Genomic DNA, 16,726 nt, shown 5'->3' with positions numbered 1-16,726 from the left:
GCTCGCAAATCAGGGCATTTGTTCGCGCCTTCCACGCGGTAAGCTTAGATAGACTCGCCAGTCTTCAGACGCGGTAGCTGGAACCATGTTTCTCGTAGCTGGTTGGCGCGACAGTTGACGCAACGAAAGCATACTAAATGCGCTCTCTTACCAGTCGATCACTCGTTTGTTGGACTCTTCTTTTTCTTGTTGTTTCCAGCGGGTGCATCGCTGCGCCAGAGTGCGACTCCATCGAAACCCGGAAGGCCGTGCTCCAATTCGTCTTGGACGACGGCAACAATCCACTGGTCAGTTATGCGGCCAGGAATTCAACGACCGGTAAGGCATCGGCTGACGCGACCTCGCAAGACTCGAAAAGCGAAAAGCCTCTGTATCAGCTCGGTCAGAGGATGGTTACGACCTCAAAGAGCAAGGACAAGCTGACGGTGAAATGCAGTGGCGGGATTTCGGCCGCCGTCGGCGATATCAAAGCGACGAAAGAAGTAACGTTCACCGTGCAGCAATCCTCGGACGGCACGACTTCAGTCTCCGTCGATCCGTTTCAATTTTGAATCCCGCAGAGTGATGAATGAATGGATGGTTGCGCGGTTGGCGCGTTGAGACATGCCCCCTAGCCTTGGCGATGACCGTTTACAGGAAAGACAGGAAATAGTCGGGAATTGCGATGACCAAGGCGGACAACGTGCGTTTGCAGCTTGCCTCGCAGTCAATCTCCGGCTCTTATTAAAACTGCCGGAGGACACGACATGATTACCGAAATTGCACAGATCGAAATCAAGCCGGGTACTGAAAAGGACTATGAAGCTGCGGTCGCCAAGGCGGCGGACCTGCCCCCGATCAAAGGCTTCCACGGGTTCGAGCTGCATCGTTCTATCGAAAAGCCGCAGCGTTATCGGTTCATTGCTAGGTGGGATACTGTAGAGGCCCACAATGATTTTCGTGCCTCGGAGGCTTTCGCGGACTGGCGCGCGTTGGTTGGACCGTATTACGCGGGACCGCCCGAGGTCGTCGAGCACACCGAGACAGTGGTCTCAACGTTCTAGCCCCTGAGCGCTGACGCATTCGTGGTCTTTCGGGTAAGTATCTAACTTCTGTTGTTGATCCAGAGCCGACCTCCGCTCGAAGCGTTCGATACCGGTTTACGAAGTCCGCTTGATAACGGAGCGACGCTTGCTGAAGTTTCGGTTCGCAGCCGCGGAGCGGAATTGCTCGATGGCTATACCTAGCGCCGTAAGGGCACCTTCCTCAAGGACCCCGTGGTCATATTTGTCGAGCGTTTCGCGTACGATGTGGTCAATTTCATTTTCGATCTGCACCATATCCTCATCCGCGGAATCACGGATCTTAGCTGCGAGATCCAACACTCTATCCCTGAGCGACGATGCGTTCTCCTGCTCGTCCGGATAAAGGAAAGCGCGAAGACCTGCACCGAACGAACCTAACGCCGACAGGACAAGGATACCGCCCCAAAAGTAATCGCCGTAGCGCTCAAGGAACGTCCGTTCTGTTCCGTCAATGTAGGCAGCTACGCCAGGATGTGCAGGGATAGCCGCATCCTTTTCCGTATTAGGTTTTTCGATGGTCGCTGTATCGGGTATCTCGCGCAATATCATTTGACGATGAGCGAATAACTCACGGGAAAAGGCTGCAGCAGCTTGCTCCGAGAGGGCTTTGCCAGCGACGACAAGATTGCTAACCGCGACCACACTTACTGCTTCTGGCGGCAATGCTGGGTTAGAACCGAAAGCAGACTTTGGTATCTCTACAGCCTCAATCGTCGGCTGTCGGAGGACGATCGCTTCGGCTGTTTCCAGGTCAAGAAAATTTGGCGCTTCCCGAAGCCGTGAGAACGATCGGAAGATTTCCGCAAGCGCCTTGCTCTTAATTGCACCCGTGGTCGCAAAGAAATTGAAACTTTTGTCTCCTGCCATGGCATCCATACTGCCAAGTGGCACGATTTCGACCTTGTTGGGGGGAACGCCCTCTGAGGATAGAACAACATTGAGCAACGCGAGGTCTGCAGATGTCCCGTTTAGTACAGCGATTCTGGAGCCGACGAGGTTCTTCCACTCTGTGGCTCGAGAAGGCTTTTGACCAGGTATGTGTGCCGTCCAAAGAAAAAGTGCGCTTTTTCGCAGCACAGCAATAGAAAGGAGATCGGCAGACATTACATCGCTTCGGACGGCGGCTAAGTCTGCGTCGCCTCTCCTCAAGAGCGCTGTCTCCTGACCTTGGTCCACCACGCTTACTGAGAGACGTACTGAGCTTCGTTCACGTGTAAGAACGCGAGCTATAGCTTCGACAATCCTGGCATCCTCGCTGGCGAAGGCCACGGCGATACGAAGTGTCATAGGCCGCAAGGTAGCAAACAGGATGCCACTGGCGATCATTGCAACGAAGAAGCCTGCCGCGGCCAAAGCGTAAAGAACTCTGCGTCGATGTTCATTTCTCCGCCGTCTAGACTTCCGCGACGCTGCCTTTATGGCCATGAAATTGCGCCTTTCGAAGGATTCTAGACATACTTAGAGAGCAGGACGTCGCGTGACGACTTCTGCGATCGCTTTGGCTTCATTGGCAGCTTGATAACGACGATCCCGTCAGACCACAGGCTCCTTGTATTCACAGTTGAGCCTGTTCAGTCCTTGAAAGCATCACCGATTCTGCCATGCAAACCTTAGCCGCTCCCACTTTGCTTCCGTCCAAGTCAGCGCTCTAATGAGAGGTTTTTGCAAGAATGGGACATCCTGCGCAATGAACAGGAGACCGAGGGGCAGCATCCAGATACCCAACACAGGTAAGAAGCTAAAGACCCCGCCAAGAATCAGCAATAATGCGACAGTTAGACGAGCCGCGAATGAGGACGGCTTTCGCAACCAGTGAATGAAGCGAGAGATCCTAGCCGGCACTCGCCGATGGATCATCTCGAAATACCTATTCATCTCTTTATAAGAGGCGGTCATTTCATCTCGCATTAGTTATCGCCCGCGCAACTATGGGAACAACGCTGGAGCTCCAGAGTTCCGCGGCTGCGAGACGTTGCTCGAAAGCGGCGCCGTAGGCTGGCGACAAGACGATCCATTCCCTCGCCCAACCCATCCGAAGTGAATTAGTTAGCCCGCGTGCCGCCGCCTCCTCGACGTTCCCGCCGGCCTCAGCCGGCTTTCGGAAGCGTCGCGGCTTTCGCTATGACCGCGCGTCGGCGATCGCTTTGGTGACCTCCGATCCGAACAGAAATATTTGCGCAGAGTAATAGGTCCAGAGCAGTATTACGATAAGGGCGCCTGCCGCGCCGTTGCCCGAACTCGTCGCTGTCGTTCCAAGATACCAGCCGATTAGACTTTTTCCCGCCGTGAACAAGAGCGCGGTCAGAAACGCGCCCGTGCGCACGTCCCGCCATGCAATAGGGGTGTCGGGCAAGACCTTGTAAATGGCGGCGAACAGCGCCGTGAACAGCGCAACCGACACAAGCGTATTGATGACGGATAAGATCAACGGAGCCAGCACGTTCCTGCTGCCCAGATAGTCGGTAAGTCCCGAGAGGCCGGTGCTGGCGGCAAGCGAAACCATCAACAGAAAGCCGAGGGCGCCGACCAGACCCAAACTCGTGGCCCGGCTCCTGATCAGCGAGAAAAACGGCTGATCGGGCGCCTTCGCCTTCCAGGTGGCGTTCAAAGCGGACTGCATTTCGCCGAAGACGCCTGAAGCCGTGACCAGCAGCATGACGATTCCAAAGATCGTCGCGGGAGTGCCGGTGTTCGGATCGCTCGACTTGGCGAGCATCGATTTGACCAGTTCGCCACTTTCCTGCCCAAGAACGCCGCCCATTTCCCGGATCAGGCTATCCCGCACCAGATCGTTTCCGAAAGCAACGCCGGCAACCGCCACGACGATCAGGAGGACAGGAGTCAGAGACGTGACAGCGTAAAAGGAAATTGCTGCGCCTCGACTCAACGCTTCATTGGCGATGTAACCCCGAACTGCAGCTTTAAGGATCTTCCACACTTCTAACATAACTCTGCTCTCGAGTGCCTCGTCGTCGTGTCCTGGCCGCCGCTCGATAAGAGAATGGCCGACGGTGCAGGGATTAGTTGTAGCCCGGCCTCGGGTATCCGCGCCTTTCTGCCCCCGTGGCAAAATTGGCATTTCGGATAGGTAAATTGAATCATCGGTCGAGACGACCAAGGAGGCTTCACGATTTTCAACGCCATCGGCCACGCTTCGCATTTTAGACATGCGACCAATTCGGCTTCGGGGGCGAGGTCCAGACCTGCGGGGCGTCCCGTCCAATTCGGCATCCGCGCACCGTCAGGGTGGTTATACCCGCCGCTGCCCATGCGATGACAGCACCCAACAACAAACAGAGCCGCGCGGCGACGGAGAAAGCGAGCGGCGAGATTTGGTTATCGCGGCCCGAGCCTTTGCGATCACGCCATCGATTTTCGGCTTCCGGCCCGGCAAGACCGGTATTCGCCGCAACGAGTTGCGCCAAATAGATCGATCCTCACTGCCCATTCCCGAATGGCTCGACGATATCAGGGTATTCGTCCGGGCTCCGCTCGCTCCTTACCGTCCACTTGCAGTTCATGTTGCGCTTTGCGACGCGCTCTTTCCCGCCGCGTCGACCACACGGCTGACCTTGCCTGATAGGGCGTCCATCGCCGCCTTTGCGTCATCGATCGTGAGCCCCTGCCTGCGCGCTTCGTCGGCCGCGGTTTCAACGACGGTGGCTGCAACCGTGGCCGCCTTGTCGATCTGCTGGCCTGCGATTTCGGCAGCCTTGCTTTTCAGGGTCTCGCTGGTTTCGCCAAGGTATGATTTTTCGATGTCGGTGTTCGGTAAGGCCGCGGCGATGCCGGCGCCGATGGCCAATCCAATGGCGCCCAATGCCAGGGGCTGTGCCTTGAACAAATCGGTCAGATTGCCCCGCATCGTGCCAAGAACTTCGGCAGAATCCGGCAGGGCCTTTGCGTATTCCGAGGCCATGCGGGTCGCGGTTTCGATACCGTCGCTACCCGTCTCACGGAGCGTTCCGGCAGCGGATGCAACGCGGTCCTGTGTGGCGCTCATCGCATTCCTTGCCGCGTCCGGCAGGCGATCGAGGCCGGTCTTCTGAAGAATATCGCCAGGTGCACCCGCTTTGCCGGCGAACAGCCAGACCAGTCCCATTCCGATGAGTGCCGCGGAGACCGGATTACGGCGCGCTGCGTTGCCAAGATCCTTGATAAAGTCCGAGCCCTTTTCAGTTATGTCGGTCATCGAACCATCTCCCTCGCTGCCGCTTTGTCTCGTTCGACTTCTTCAATCATCACATTGGGCGCAAGTGCATCGCCCGACAGGCGGTTAAGGCCCACCACAATGAGGGCGATCGATAAGACCGCTGCGCCGCCACCGGCGATGAGATATGCGATGGGCTCGGAAAAGCCGCCCTGTATGAGGGCAGCCGCCGCGGCAAACAACAGTAGGACAAGCGCGGGAATCATGATGACCGCCCCAGCACCCATCATTGCGGCGGCTCTCCCGGCCTGTCCGGCCTTTTCGGACAGTTCGGCGCGAGCCAGCGCAAATTCGTTTCCGATCAGCTTTGCAAGCTGACCAACCGCATCGCTGAACAGTTCCGGGATCGAACGATCAGTTCGAGAAGTCATCGCGGTACCCTCGGTTGTCTGCTGCTGAGGAGCGGCTGTCCGTTCTCATGGCTTGCGAACTCGGGCCGTCGTCAATGGAGGAGCTCTTGAGGAACCGAACGGCACCAAAACCCGCGAGGACCGCCAAGCCAAGGAAGGCCGTCGGTTGACGGCGCGCAAAGGATTGCGCATTCCGGATCACATCGTTCAGGTTGCCGTTGCGGATGTGATCGGAAACGCCCTCGATCTGGGAGGCCGCCTTCCGGATGTAGCTGCCCGCGAGCGGGAGATCCGTATCAAACTCCCGTGCCGCGCGCCGCATTGTTTCTGCCAGGTTGCCGACGTATTCCGCGCCGGACGATTTTTGACTGTTGACCGCGTCCTTGAGCTTGTCAGTAGCCTGAGATGCGACATCCTTGGCCGCATCGACGAAATCGGAGGCCTGGCCCTTAATGGTGTCGGTCGAGCTTTCAGCAATATCCTTCGCCTTGTCGGTGAGGTCTCGGCCCGCCGACATGGCCTGCTCGCTCAAACTTTTGGTCGATGCGACCGCGTCGTCAAATTTGGCTCTTGCGGAATCTTGGCCGGAAGACGCCGTGCCTTGATGTGCAGTTCCAATGAGGTCAGCCATGTCAGTTTCCTCCGCCGGTATGTGAATGGGTTGACTTGTCCGGATCGAACGCCGTCGTGACAGCGCTTTCCGCCACGCGCCTGACGCGTTGCCCGATCTCGCGGGCCGACTCGTTCAGCTTGTCCGGGGTGAGGCCTTCCGCGCCGGCCTGCCGCGCCACGTTTTCAAAAATTTCGCCCGCTACGCCCTTGGCAGCGTCGAAGCCTTTGGAAGCTGCTTCACTCGCCCGCCTTCTGGCGGCCGTGGCTGCATCGCCCACGAGATCCTCCTCCAGCTCACTCTTGGGAAGTGCACTCGCAATCAGACCTCCAACCAGCAGACCGACGCCCGCGACCAGAAGTGGATTCTGCTGGATCGTGTCCAACATGGTCTTTCCGGCGCGACTGGAATAATCCGCTGCCTTGTCGCGAACATCGCGGGCCGCTTCCAACCCCGCATTCGCCGCGGACGAGGCGGCGTTTCGGGTGGCAGAGGCTACGCCGGCGGCCATATCTCGCGACGAATCCATCGCGGAACCAGCAAGGTCAGACGCACTGTCTTTGATATCGAAGACACGCGTGTTGATCGCGTCACCTGCCGCGGCGGCCGAGTCCTTTAGCCGGTCTGCCAGATTGAGCTCCGCCATCGAGGATGTTGCGGTACGGCGAACCTGGTCCGCGCTCGCGGACAGCGCCTCGCCGGCGCGCCCGGTGGCATCCGAAACCGCGCCCGTTGCCGAACTGACTGCCTCTCCAACCTGTGCCGCCATATCCTGGCTGCGCCGGCCGAGTTCGTCCGATAGACCGGAGGCCATGTCGGAGGCTTTCTGGGTGATCGATTGTCCGCTCTTTGTGCCGGCGAAAAAGATCCCCGCGCCGACCATCAGCACGGGCAACGGAATTGCCCTTGCGAACCTGAAGAGCGGATAGGCGAGGCTTGCGCCCACGGCCACCGCCTGCATCGGGTTGCGACGCGCGGCCGCCGTTATGTCCTCCAACATGCTTTCGCCTTTGGAGCGGACGTAGCTCCTGACTTCCGCCTTGATGCTTTCGGGACTGATGCGCTGGCGAATTTCGCTCGCGGTGTCGGTTACGCTCGCCTTGAGCTGATCGACCGTTTGGGTCAGACCTGCGCGCGTCTGCTCGGTCTCGCGCTGTAGCTCTCGGAGCGATCGATCGGCCGTCTGTTGCATGACCTTGATTCCTTGCTGTTCCAAACGTGAACTCGCGGACATTGCCTATTGTTCCCGACGCGTTTTGACGCTGGTACTTTTGGCTACGGCGGCGATGGTAGTCGCGAGCGACTGCGGCCCTACATCATCACTCCGTTGCTCCTTGTCCGCCTCGAACTGATTTCCCAACCGGCAGACGATGATCCTGGCCGAAGCTGCCCGCCGGGAGAACTTGCGAACCGTAAACGACAACCTCGCCTCCGATACCTCCTCCAGAAAACAGACGCAGATCGTTTCCGCGTTGCCGGCGTCAATCTCGGTATCGGCGCCGGAAACACGGGCGTTGAACCCTTCACGTTTCAGCGCATCTGCAACAATCAGCGCGGCGCAATCGTCGAGTCGACCCAGTCCGGGTATGCAGAAAACCGGCTTGCCCAGCTTGCGAGCGTCGATGTTGACAATCTTCCCCTTTTTGGCGGGCGCTTCGGCACTCGCGTTCCCCTCAGCGGTCTCGTGCGAGGCCATATCCTCGATGATTTCGGAAACCGTCTCGTGGATATTCTCAAGCCTGACGTCGTCAAGCCGGCCTTGGGCGGCATCGGCCTCAGCCAATCGCAAGGCGCCCAGCAGGATTTCTTCGTAATAGGCCACAGCGGACCCCTTCTTCAGGTACGACCGCGCCTGTTCGATCGCGTCTATCGGATCGCCCGTCAGCATGCGCTGGTATGCGGTCTGCTGCGGCGTCAACGCCGGCTGGTCTCCCAACATGACGTCGATAAACTGGAGACGGTCGACGTGCCTGGCAAAGACGACCAGACACAGCGTGAGCGGCGTGGAGAGCAAAAGCCCCAAGGGGCCCCAGAGCCAGGTCCAGAACGACGCGGCCACGACCACGGCGACCGGGGACAGGCCGGCACTTCGCCCACAGACCAGCGGTTCGACGGCAAGCCGGCAGCGAGGATCGCGCCGATGTAGGGCACGAACCGAAGGATCATAGCCAGCAATCCCCATAGCGGCGAGCTCGGGACGCCGATGACGGCGAGGCCCAATCCGATCACGACGCCGAAAGTCGCATTCAGAATGAGTTGGGTCAGGAACAGCCTGCCTAACCGTTGCCCTGCGTCATCGAGCGCCGCCGTGGTGCGCTCCAAATCCTCGCTGCCGAGCAACCGGATGAACCGGTCGCGCAGATCCTCGCGCTGAAAAAAGGAAGAAGATGAGGAAGATCACCACGATTCCGGTGGTGGTGAAGGGAGCTGCGAGTGGTCGTAGCATGGCGATCAGTGCCTCCGACGCGCCCGGGTCTGGCTGATGGACTTCGACCGGGATAGGCGTTCTTGCCGGGCCGTCCGACAACGATGGCTTCGCCGTTTCGGCATCGCCCCTTCCGGGCGACTTTAGCTCCTTGTCCAGGTTCTTCAATAGGCTGGAGTCGTTCTTGAGCACGCCAACGCTGCCAATCCTGTCCCGCAAATTGTGGATTTTTCGCCCAGCGTGGACTGATAGCGCGGCAGGTCGCTCGCGAGTTGGTTGACCTCGATCGTCACCATCGCCGCAAGACTGAGGGCGATGGCCAGCGCCAGGCTGACGGCACTGAGCACCGCTATCGACCGCGGCACCTTCATGCGCTGGAATGCCCTCACGAGGGGCGACAAGACAAAACTCAAGAGGACGGCGACTGCGATCGGAACGAGGATTTCGCGCGTGAAATAGAGGGCGGCGACGACAAGTGCGCCGATCAAGAAGTTCGAAAATGCCAAGCCAGCTGGGACCAACACCTCTATTTACCAATGCGCGAGCCAACCCGGCACGGAAGTGCGCCGCGTGACCCTTAATGGAAATCCTGTTGGGAAGGTTCCAATCGCGAACCGCATGAGACGTCTCGATTCGTCTCCACCGACACCGGTTGCACCGCAAGATTGATCGGGAAGACGTGGCAAGTTGCCGATGCCTCGCGCCTCGTTGCTTCTTCGCAGACAGCAATGGAACCAATCGGAGGATTGCAGTTTACGCTCTACAACGACCAGCCATTTGCCACTTGCCGTTACGGGCCCGTCGATCGTTTACCGAACTCGAGCAAGATATTTAGCTGTCCGACTCTGAGGCGTGGACGCAACCCGTTCTGGCGGTCCTGATGCAACTATTTTGCCGCCCTCGTCGCCTGCTCCCGGTCCCATGTCGATGATCCAGTCGCTGGCTGCCGCAACTCCCATATCATGCTCGACAACGACTACGGTGTTTCCAGACTCGACGAGGCCGTCAAGCTGCTTCATCAGTTTCGCTACGTCCGACGGGTGCAAGCCCGTTGTGGGTTCGTCAAGCACGTAGAGTACCTCGCCACGTTGCAAGCGTTGCAGTTCGGTGGCGAGTTTAATGCGCTGTGCCTCGCCACCTGATAGTTCCGTGGCTGATTGGCCGATCCGAATGTATCCCAGCCCGACCTCTTGAAGAACGCCCAAGGATCGACGGAGGGATGCGTCGTCGGCGAAAAACTCAAACGCTGAATTCACAGTCATGGCAAGCACGTCAGCAATCGACTTGTCGCGAATCTTGATCTCCAGCGTCTTGGCGTTGTAGCGGGCTCCCTTGCAGGTCGGGCAAGGTGCGTACACGCTCGGGAGAAATAGCAGTTCAACGCAAACAAACCCCTCCCCCTGGCAGGTCTCGCAGCGTCCCTTCGCGACATTGAATGAGAAACGACCAGCATCATAGCGCCTGGCGCGAGCCTGCTTCGTGGCTGCGAACAGCTTGCGGACATGATCGAAAAGGCCCGTATAGGTCGCAAGATTCGAGCGCGGCGTTCGGCCGATCGGCTTCTGATCCACCACCACCAGTCGCTTTACGCTGTCCAGACCTTCGGTAATGTCGCCACCTAGCGTTTCCACGCCCGCATCAAGCACGTCGTCTTCTTCGCTGGGTCCCTTACGCTGACCCAATTTGTCGCCAACGGCCTCCACCAGAAACTGACTGATCAGGCTCGACTTCCCGGACCCCGAAACTCCGGTGACGCTCGTAAATACTTCCAACGGAATGTCGACATCAAGACGATCGAGGTTGTTGCGGGTAACCCCCCGAAGCTTGAGCCACCTGTGCGGATGCCGAGGCGATCTCGGGGCCGTTTGACTTTCCGCAAACAAATAGCGCCGCGTCTGAGAGTTTCGCACTTCGGCGAGGCCAGGTAATGGACCGCTGTACAGTATCTCGCCGCCCTGCTCTCCGGCACCCGGGCCGACGTCAACAATCCAGTCCGCGTGTCGGACGATGTCGAGTTCGTGCTCGACGACGAAAAGCGAATTTCCGGCAGCCTTCAACCGCTCCAGCGCGCGAAGCAATGCCTCGGTGTCAGCCGGATGAAGTCCAGCCGACGGTTCGTCCAATACGTAGACCACACCAAACAGGTTGGATCGAACCTGTGTCGCCAGACGAAGTCGCTGTAGTTCGCCTGGAGACAGCGTCGGCGTGCTACGCTCAGGAGTCAGATAACCGAGCCCGAGATCGAGTAGCACGTCCAGACGCCCGAGCAAATCTTCCGTAATACGCTGGACGACGAGAGCCTTCTCAGGATGAGTGTCGGAAACACTACTTCCACTATTCAGATAAGGTTGAAGAAGTTCGCGAAGTCGCTTCAGCGGCAGCCGTGAGATTTCGGCGATATCCATTCCGGCAAAGGTAACCGATAGCGCCTCCGGCCGTAACCGCTTGCCGTTGCAGACCGGGCAGTCGGTACTGGACAGAAACTGCGTCACACGACGTTTCATCATCGCACTTTGCGTCGTGGCGAAGGTCTGCAGCACATACTTACGGGCGCCGGTGAAGGTCCCCTGATAACTTGGCTCTTCCTTGCGCTTCAGCGCTCGCTTTGTCTCTGCGGGAGTATATCCGGCGTAGACCGGCACTGTCGGTTGTTCGTCGGTAAAGAGAATCCAATTGCGGTCCTTCTTCGGAAGCTCTCGCCAGGGCCTATCGACGTCGTAGCCGAGGGTGACCAGAATGTCCCGCAGGTTCTGCCCTTGCCAGGCAGTCGGCCACGCGGCGACGGCCCGTTCCCGAATGGTCAGCCTGTCATCAGGCACCAGCGAGCGCTCACTGACCTCGTGGACGCGGCCGATGCCATGGCAATTGGGACAGGCCCCCTCAGGCGTGTTCGGCGAGAACGTCTCCGCGTACAGCAAAGGCTGCTTAGGCGGGTAGTCACCTGCGCGCGAATACAGCATTCGCACCAGGTTCGACAATGTCGTGACGCTTCCCACCGACGACCTAGTGGTGGGCGATCCGCGTTGTTGCTGCAGCGCCACCGCCGGGGGCAGGCCCTCAATCTCATCGACCTCGGGCACCGCCATCTGGTGAAACAGCCGGCGCGCGTAAGGGGAAACGGATTCAAGATAGCGGCGCTGCGCTTCCGCATAGAGCGTTCCAAATGCCAAAGATGACTTGCCGGATCCTGAAACGCCTGTGAACGCCACAAGAGCGTTGCGAGGAACTTCAAGCGAGACATTTTTTAGATTGTGCTCACGGGCGCCGAAGACACGAACAAAGTTGCCCGCAGTACCCCTTTTCAGCTTTTCTTGATTGTTGACGGGGGCGTCCATTTTGTCCCTTCAGCGCAAGCAAGGACAGCGGTCCAACCCGTCCAAGAGACTTGGGAAACCCTTCGAAACGGCGCAGGTTCCACAAAAGGCATTCGATGCGGAGACAACTGCCCCAGTTCGTCCCGTCGGCATCGGAACTGCTCGTCTTGCGTGAGGATCACTAATTCCTCTTGGTCGCATGTCGTGTCCCTACGCCGCCGCCTCGCGATAAGCTCGAATGTTTCGACTTCAGTCCAGCCCTAAAGCCGGCGTCTTGCGATCGCTAGCCGTTCTAATGAGGATTTGGAACGATTACCACTTTTTCCCGTTACCGGGATGCTTCAACCTCTTGCCGTGCAAAATATGAAGGACTTTGCGGATGCGTCATTTTCTCCGGAAGCGATCCAGATGATGGATATTGCGCTCCAGGATGCCATCGACGCTCTTCCGGAGCCGGTCAGTTCACACATCATCCATCGCTTGGCGGAAACAATCCTTCGACTCGTCCGGGATGGCGAATGCGATCCACTCGCTTTGCAGCGGTTAGCGTTGCTTGAGCTCCAGATCGGGCCGGACAGTTGACGTTAGCGGAGGGACCTTGATCAATTTTTGGGATAATGTCAGGCGCCAGATTGCCAGAACACGCCATCCAACAATGATTTTGGCCGCGATAGCGACGTTTTTAGCTTGGGTGGTCACCGATATGCTAAGAGCAACTTTTGGCTAACGGCTACTTTTCGCTCAATACTCTTTGTCCGCGGTAACGTCGGACGTCGTCCTCAGTTTTCATTGGTTCGGTCGAACTCCATTTTGAGCGTGCTCAAAGCAGCCTTGGCTGACGGGGAAAATCGGGCGAACGAAGGTTCGAGAGCTGACGTAAGTCGGTCATTCATGGAATGCCGGTAGAAGCGATCATGCACAAGCAACATTGGGTCAGAAGCGGATAACTCCGAAAAGGAGGAGAAGGACCACGGTAACGACGGCCGAGAGGATGAGCGAGCCGAAGCAGCCCAGTCGGTTTGAAAAGAAGAAGAACATGAGACTTCGCCAAACCTCAATCGTACAGTTCGCCAGCAGGAAATTATCTTCCCGGCCGCAACACGACCTTGATCACACCATCCTTCTTGTCCCGGAACTTCTTATACATTTCCGGCGCCTCTTCGAGGCTCGCGGGATGCGTTACGACGAAGCTCGGATCGATATCTCCGGCTTCAATGAGCTTCAGAAGCGGCTTCGTATAGGCCTGAACGTGGGTTTGGCCGGTCTTGATCGTCAGCCCCTTGTTCATGGCTGCGCCGAGCGGTATTTTGTCGCCCATGCCTACGTAAACGCCGGGTATTGAGACCGTACCCGCCTTGCGGCAGCACATGATCGCCTCGCGGAGAACGTGAGCCCTATCCGTCGCCAAAAATGCTGCAGCCTTCACTTTGTCGAGCACGGCGTCGGTCGCGCCGTGACCGGAGGCCTCGCACCCGACGGCATCGATGCAGCTGTCCGGACCCCGCTTGTTGGTCCGCTTCATGAGTTCATCGTAGACATCGGTTTTCGAGAAATCGATAATCTCGGCACCGCCGGCTTCTGCCATGGCCAGCCGCTCAGAGACTTCGTCGATTGCGATCACGCGTCCGGCTCCAAGCATTAGCGCGGAGCGGATCGCGAACTGGCCTACAGGACCGCAGCCCCAAATTGCCACGGTGTCACCTGGCTCAATCTGCGCGTTCACGGCTGCCATATATCCAGTTGGGAAGATATCAGACAGGAAAAGCGCCTGCTCATCCGTCACGTTGTCCGGTACCTGGATCGGGCCCACATCAGCCATAGGAACCCGAAGATACTCGGCCTGCCCGCCGGCGTATCCGCCCAGCATATGACTGAAGCCGAACAGCCCAGCGGGCGACTGGCCCATGGCCTTGGCGGCCATCTCGGCATTCGGGTTGGTCCGATCACAGCACGAAAACAGGCCCTTCTGACAGAACCAGCACTGGCCGCAGCTGATCGTGAAAGGAACGACGACGCGATCTCCGATCTTCAAATTTTTGACTTCGGAGCCAAGTTCAATCACCTCGCCCATGTTCTCGTGGCCGAGGATATCACCGCTTTCCATGGTCGGCTGATAGCCATCAAGAAGATGGAGGTCGGAGCCGCAGATTGCGCAGGCGGTAATCTTGATCACCGCATCTCGCGGGTGCTGAATCTTGGGATCGGGTACCGTGTCGACGCGTACGTCGCCTTTGCCGTGCCAACACAATGCGCGCATGGTCATTCTCCATTACGGAAACGACATGCACAATTCTGGTCCATGTCGTCTGAGCGCAACCGGCTCAAGCTTCATACGTTCCAAATGCAGCAAGAAGATTCACAGTCGCCAAGCTCGACAGCGCGCCTCGTCAAAGCAAGCCAAGACTGATCGCCGGGGGTTACACGCCTGAGCGGCCCTTGCGGGTTCGGTCTTATGCGACCGCGCGTCGCGAGCTTTAGTCACCTCCTATCCAAAAACCCTAAACCCTTGCGCTAATAGTGTGGAGCAAACTACGCTCAAAGCGCGCCTCCGCGCCGTTGCCCGGGCTGGTCGCTGTAGTGCCCAGGCCACCAGGCTTTGACCGCGGTAACTCCGTCGGAAGCGCGCAGTGTGCACATCCCGGGCAGGACCATTGCAAATGGTGGCGAACAGCGCGGTAAGAAGTGCGAATTACGTCGCCGGAGTTAAGCCGCCGTTGATGCAGACAATTGGTCGCACGTCTTCAGGCTATCGACGCTCAAGCCGGTGGCCTCAATTGCCAGTTTGATCGTCTCGCCGAGGTTCCTCGCGATCAGATCAGCCTTTGCTGCCTCGCGGAGCCGCTCTAACTCTGCTTGATCAGTGTCCTTAAGCCAGCAACACAGTATTATGGCTGCTTTCGGCAATTTTCGACGAAGACGTCGAACGGCATAGCGCATATGAGCGGGTCCAGTCCCATCCAAGTAGACTAGGCATACTATCGAAACACCGTCTGTCTGGAGCCGAAAGATATTGGAGGTTGTCAGCGCTTCGGGTCCCTCGGCGCGAGGTGTCAGCCCGTGTGCCGTAGAGAGCTGTGCCAGCATGATGTCGGCGGCTTCATCAATTAGACTGCGCCACCTATGCATAAGATCGGCCATTCGCTCTGCCATTCGCCTGGCAGATCCTTCTTGCTGACGATTGGCAGATCTCCAAGAAATGCTAAGCGTTCCACATGCCGCCCGAGCACTACCAGGCAGACAGTTAAGGGAGTCGCCAACACCAGCCCGATTGGACCCCAAAGCGCGGTCCAAAACGTGGCAGACGCGACAACGGCCACTGGGGAAAGCCCGGTGCTGTGACCATAGACCATTGGCTCGATCACGTGCCCAACAATCGGCTCCACTATTAGAAAGAGACCAAGAGTCCAAAGCAGCATCGACCATGTCGGATCCACGGCAACGGCAAGAGCCAATGGAAAGGCCGCGGCGATAGCTGCGCCGATGTAGGGCACGAATCGCAAAACAGCCGCTAAGATTCCCCAGAGGATGGCACTTGGAACGCCTATGAACCATAGGCCAGCGCCAATGACTACGCCGAACGCTCCGTTCAACAGGAGTTGGATTAAGAAAAGTCGACTGAGGCGCCTGGCCGCGTCGTCGAGTGCTGCCGTCGTGCGTTGCAGGTCATGCGACCCTGCGAGCCGAATGAGCCGATTACGGAGGTCTTCCCGTTGAAGCAAGATGAAAATCACAAAGATGATAATGATACCCGTCGTAGCGAGTGGGTGCAGGAGTGGCGAGATTAACGCCTGCAAACTCTCCAGAGCGCCAGGATCCGGTTGGTGCACTTCTACGGGCACTGGAGTAAGTGGCGTTTTGGGGTTGACTATCGTATTCGCGCCGAGTGTGGACCCGGCGTCTTTCGGCTTATCGAGTTCTTTGCTCAAGTCCTTCAGCATCCCTGAGGCGCGTTCGAGCGTGCCCCGGCCAGCCGTGGTGTCTCGAAACAGCTGAATCTTCTCACTTATCGTCGTTTGATAGCGCGGTAACTCACTTGCGAGTTGCGTTAATTGCGATGCAAGTAGGCTGCCTAATGCAAAGAGCAACGCAAAGGCGAGGACGACAATGCTTACGACCGCAATTGCGCGGGGAACGCGCGTTCGTTGAAGCAATCCAACAAGGGGGGCCAGGACAAAACTAAGCAGAATTGCCAGCGCAATCGGGATGACAATGTCGCGTCCGAAATAGAGCGTCATCACGATGATTACAGCCAGAACCGACGTTGCTACCGCACTTTGCAGTGCAATCAATTATTCTGAGGTACGCGCCTTGAATGGCTGATTGGCCATTGTGACCTCTGTTTAACGCGAGAAGACCGGACCGGGCTTCGGCGCGTCTCCTATGCTGCTGAATTTTTCCGATGATGCCGCTAGAGGAATGTCTTCGAACGCGGAAGTCTCTGCGTTTGATGAACCATGCCTGTTGCAAGGACTCGTATGAATACTGTGAGCAACGCGGGCCAATTCCCGGCCTTGATTCAAGAAAGTCGGGAAAGTGCTCTCTCTGCGGTGGACTATGGTCATCGGTGCGCTCGACGGTGCATGCACGTTATCCTGAAAAGCCAGGGAGATGCTGCAGCGCAGGTTGAACGAGCAATACTGTCGTTCGTTCCTATGCCTGAAAGGCATTTGGCTCGCTAAAGCGGGATGGAGTTAGGTTGAATCGATTTGGGATTCCCAAATCAGTAGGTTTCTGATTCACCATGCTGGCTGGA

At 57.9% G+C, this 16,726-nt stretch carries 14 protein-coding genes and 1 pseudogene; 3 read left to right on the top strand and 12 right to left on the bottom strand.

Going from position 1 to position 16,726, the window contains the following annotated elements:
* Positions 1 to 137 precede the first annotated feature (137 nt).
* Entirely contained in the window at positions 138 to 551 is a 414-nt protein-coding gene (locus tag JQ609_RS30880; RefSeq protein ID WP_212276470.1) for a hypothetical protein, read from the top strand.
* A 195-nt stretch (positions 552 to 746) separates the two neighbouring features.
* On the top strand, positions 747 to 1,043 hold the full coding sequence (locus JQ609_RS30875; protein ID WP_212276469.1) for an antibiotic biosynthesis monooxygenase: 297 nt from the start codon (positions 747 to 749) through the stop codon (positions 1,041 to 1,043).
* 96 nt (positions 1,044 to 1,139) lie between these two features.
* On the opposite strand, the gene JQ609_RS30870 is transcribed toward JQ609_RS30875, so the two are convergent.
* The 10 genes and pseudogenes from JQ609_RS30870 to uvrA all read right to left on the bottom strand — a co-directional run bounded on the left by JQ609_RS30870 (position 1,140) and on the right by uvrA (position 11,994).
* On the bottom strand, positions 1,140 to 2,168 hold the full coding sequence (locus JQ609_RS30870) for a TRAP transporter substrate-binding protein (RefSeq protein ID WP_212276468.1): 1,029 nt from the start codon (positions 2,166 to 2,168) through the stop codon (positions 1,140 to 1,142).
* A gap of 1,015 nt (positions 2,169 to 3,183) precedes the next feature.
* Positions 3,184 to 4,233 carry a YihY/virulence factor BrkB family protein gene (locus tag JQ609_RS30865; RefSeq protein WP_249128589.1) on the bottom strand — a complete coding sequence of 350 codons (1,050 nt, stop codon included), beginning with the start codon at positions 4,231 to 4,233 and terminating at the stop codon, positions 3,184 to 3,186.
* Between the two features lie 348 nt (positions 4,234 to 4,581).
* Positions 4,582 to 5,256 (bottom strand): hypothetical protein, encoded by a 675-nt coding sequence (locus tag JQ609_RS30860; RefSeq protein ID WP_212276467.1) that lies wholly within the window; start codon positions 5,254 to 5,256, stop codon positions 4,582 to 4,584.
* A complete protein-coding gene (locus tag JQ609_RS30855; RefSeq protein ID WP_212276466.1) occupies positions 5,253 to 5,645 on the bottom strand; it encodes a phage holin family protein in 393 nt (130 codons plus the stop codon). The genes JQ609_RS30860 and JQ609_RS30855 overlap by 4 nt, the downstream gene beginning before the upstream one ends.
* Complete coding sequence (locus JQ609_RS30850) at positions 5,629 to 6,255, bottom strand: YtxH domain-containing protein (RefSeq protein ID WP_212276465.1); 627 nt, start codon at positions 6,253 to 6,255, stop codon at positions 5,629 to 5,631. Before JQ609_RS30850 ends, JQ609_RS30855 begins: the two co-directional genes overlap by 17 nt.
* A gap of 1 nt (position 6,256) precedes the next feature.
* The gene (locus JQ609_RS30845; protein ID WP_212276464.1) at positions 6,257 to 7,426 is read right to left on the bottom strand and encodes a hypothetical protein; all 1,170 of its coding nucleotides are present in this window, start codon (positions 7,424 to 7,426) and stop codon (positions 6,257 to 6,259) included.
* Between the two features lie 45 nt (positions 7,427 to 7,471).
* The gene (locus JQ609_RS30840; RefSeq protein WP_212276463.1) at positions 7,472 to 8,416 is read right to left on the bottom strand and encodes an AI-2E family transporter; all 945 of its coding nucleotides are present in this window, start codon (positions 8,414 to 8,416) and stop codon (positions 7,472 to 7,474) included.
* Positions 8,416 to 8,556 (bottom strand): annotated as a pseudogene (locus tag JQ609_RS35940) (hypothetical protein); the annotation flags it as partial. The gene JQ609_RS30840 and the pseudogene JQ609_RS35940, both read right to left, overlap by 1 nt.
* Positions 8,557 to 8,823: 267 nt before the next feature.
* Positions 8,824 to 9,147: an AI-2E family transporter gene (locus JQ609_RS30835; protein WP_212276462.1), complete on the bottom strand. Its 324-nt coding sequence runs from the start codon at positions 9,145 to 9,147 to the stop codon at positions 8,824 to 8,826.
* A gap of 321 nt (positions 9,148 to 9,468) precedes the next feature.
* Complete coding sequence (gene uvrA / locus JQ609_RS30830) at positions 9,469 to 11,994, bottom strand: excinuclease ABC subunit UvrA (RefSeq protein WP_212276461.1); 2,526 nt, start codon at positions 11,992 to 11,994, stop codon at positions 9,469 to 9,471.
* Between the two features lie 315 nt (positions 11,995 to 12,309).
* Between uvrA and JQ609_RS30825 the strand changes: the two genes are divergently transcribed.
* On the top strand, positions 12,310 to 12,555 hold the full coding sequence (locus JQ609_RS30825) for a hypothetical protein (protein WP_409411209.1): 246 nt from the start codon (positions 12,310 to 12,312) through the stop codon (positions 12,553 to 12,555).
* A gap of 499 nt (positions 12,556 to 13,054) precedes the next feature.
* Here the strand turns inward: JQ609_RS30825 and JQ609_RS30820 are convergent, their stop codons facing one another.
* Both JQ609_RS30820 and JQ609_RS30815 read right to left on the bottom strand, forming a co-directional pair.
* Positions 13,055 to 14,230: a zinc-dependent alcohol dehydrogenase gene (locus JQ609_RS30820; protein WP_212276460.1), complete on the bottom strand. Its 1,176-nt coding sequence runs from the start codon at positions 14,228 to 14,230 to the stop codon at positions 13,055 to 13,057.
* Positions 14,231 to 15,077: 847 nt separating this feature from the next.
* On the bottom strand, positions 15,078 to 16,262 hold the full coding sequence (locus JQ609_RS30815) for an AI-2E family transporter (protein ID WP_409411208.1): 1,185 nt from the start codon (positions 16,260 to 16,262) through the stop codon (positions 15,078 to 15,080).
* Between the last annotated feature and the right edge of the window lie 464 nt (positions 16,263 to 16,726).

The sequence above is a fragment of the Bradyrhizobium sp. AUGA SZCCT0169 genome (assembly GCF_018130085.1).
GTDB lineage: Bacteria > Pseudomonadota > Alphaproteobacteria > Rhizobiales > Xanthobacteraceae > Bradyrhizobium.
The sequence above is the reverse complement of the archived record's forward strand: the minus strand, read 5'-3'. Positions and strand labels throughout refer to the sequence as shown.